2 protein-coding genes are annotated in these 2,120 nt (G+C 69.6%); both read right to left on the bottom strand.

What is annotated here, in order from left to right; translation table 11 throughout:
* Positions 1 to 815: MerR family transcriptional regulator (locus tag U9R90_RS35750; RefSeq protein ID WP_411061629.1), on the bottom strand; the 815-nt coding region annotated here is incomplete at its 3' end.
* 140 nt (positions 816 to 955) lie between these two features.
* A complete protein-coding gene (sph, locus tag U9R90_RS35745; RefSeq protein ID WP_411061628.1) occupies positions 956 to 1,939 on the bottom strand; it encodes a sphingomyelin phosphodiesterase in 984 nt (327 codons plus the stop codon).
* Positions 1,940 to 2,120: the final 181 nt, after the last annotated feature.

The raw sequence follows: 2,120 nt of genomic DNA, 5'->3' as shown, positions 1-2,120 counted from the left end.
GGGGGGGGGGGGGGGCCCCCCCCCCCCCCCCCCCCCCCCCCCCCCCCCCCCCCCCACCGCTGCGCGTCGAACTCCTGCGTATCAGACATCTGTGTGCCGAACTCCGCCCGCAGCTCGTCCCTGAGCGAGCGCTGGAACGCCGTCACCAGCGCCTGCACCACCAGCGGCTGCATATGCGCGGACAGCGACTTCATCGCCTCCACATGGCGCGGGTCCGACTCCCGCTCCCGGTACGGCGCCCACACCTGGTCGCGGAAGAGCCCGGCCAGCTCGTGCGCGGCCGAGCGGGCGTGCTCCAGCAGGACCGTACGGGAGGCCAGGATCGTCTCGTGCGCGATCGGCACGTCGAGCAGCTGCACCCCGAGCCGCAACAGCCCGGGGTCGACCCGGAACGTGTCCGGGGAGTCCGTCCTGGCGATCGCGTCCATCGCCGCGAGCCGGTCCAGGTCCTCGTCCGTCAGGGCGCGTCCGGCCCTGCGGTCGAGCTCAGCCCGGCTCGCTTCCTCCGCCGAGTCCGGGGCCCAGGTCGCCACAAGGGCCCGGTGGATGGCCAGGTCATGGGCGCTCAGATCCGGTGGCAGCTGCTCCATGTACCGCTCGATCGCCGCGAGGGTCATGCCCTGGTGCTGCAACTCCTCTATGAGCGCCAGCCGGGACAGATGGCCAGGGCCGTAACGGCCGACACGGCGCGGGCCGATGTGCGGCGGAGGCAGCAGCCCTCGGGTGCCGTAGAAACGGATCGTGCGGACGGTGACTCCGGCGCGCGCGGCCAGCTCGTCGACTGTGAGCGTCGGCTCCTCGGTGTCCGTCGTCATGGCAGCGTTCCGCCTCCCGGGTAGTGCGTTGATGCGGTGCAACAGTATTGCTGTCTCACCACTGTTGTGAAAGTGCCCCGGTGCCCGTCGGGAGTACCGGGCAGCCGGGGCGGGGTGGTGCGGGGTGTGCGGCGGTGCGGCTAGCGCGCGGAGCCGGTCACCGGGTAGTGGTCGCTGAGGTTGGTGTACGTGTAGTTCTTGCCCCAGCTGGAGACCGTCCAGGGCGCGGACTCCTCCTTGATGACGTTGTTGTTCCAGCCGGCCGGGCGCGCGTGGCCCGCGCGGTGCAGGACGTAGTCCAGGTCCTCGCGCGGGTCGTCCGGGTAGCGCTCGGAGGCGATGGAGTTGTCCTGGGTGTCGAAGGAGTACGGGTGCCCGGTGCGCGAGTCCGTGTCGGCCAGGCCGCCGTCGGTCAGCATCGAGGCGTACTCGGCGCTGTGCGAGTCCACGTTGAAGTCGCCCGCGACGATGACCTGCTCGCTCGCCGGGATGTTCTTGGCGTCCAGGAAGGCGTCGATGGCCTTGAACTGGAGGCTGCGCATCTGGGCCGCCTCACCCGCGTCGCAGCCGGGGTCGGTGGACTGCGCGTGGGTGCCGACTATGTGCGCCTTGGTGCCGTTCACATCGAGTACGGCGTAGGCGAAGCCCTTGTTGGACCACCAGTCCGCGCCGCACGCGTCCTTGAAGACGTACTGCTCCTTGCGCAGAATCGGCCACTTGCTGAGGATCGTCACGCCGCCGTCCTCGGGCGTCATCGACGAGTACGAGCCACCCGTGGCGTCCCAGCCGCTCTTGCTGCGCCCGACGATCGGCGTCTGGTGCGGGTACTCGCCCGACGCGTTGCTCATCAGCGCGTCCGACGAGGAGTTGTCGAACGCCTCCTGGAGTACGACCACGTCGTTGCCGCGGAAGAAGTCGGTCTTGGGGATCTCCGCGGCCCGGTGGTCCTGGCCCCAGTTCGGGTACAGCGACTTGCTGAACAGGAAGGTGTTGTACGCCAGCACCTTCAGTTCCGGGGTCTCGTCGGCGGCCGCCTGGGCGGGCGTTGCGGCGACCAGTGCGGCGCCGGCGACTGCGAGCGCGACAACGGAGCCGGAGGTGCGGCGGAGAGCGGAATGCGCCACGACTTGATCTCCCGATCATTCGGTGGGGGATGGATGCGGACACATCAAACCAGCCAGAGTTACTTCCCGGTAGCCCTTGGATGTCATGGAAGAGAAGGCAGGTGACCAGGTGAGTCGCACGGGTCGTCGCATACTGGAATATGAACGACACACCGCCCCGCGCCCCGCCGCCCGCCCCGCT

It is taken from the genome of Streptomyces sp. E11-3 (assembly GCF_046540415.1).
Lineage (GTDB): Bacteria > Actinomycetota > Actinomycetes > Streptomycetales > Streptomycetaceae > Streptomyces.
This window is presented reverse-complemented; position numbering and strand designations above follow the sequence as displayed.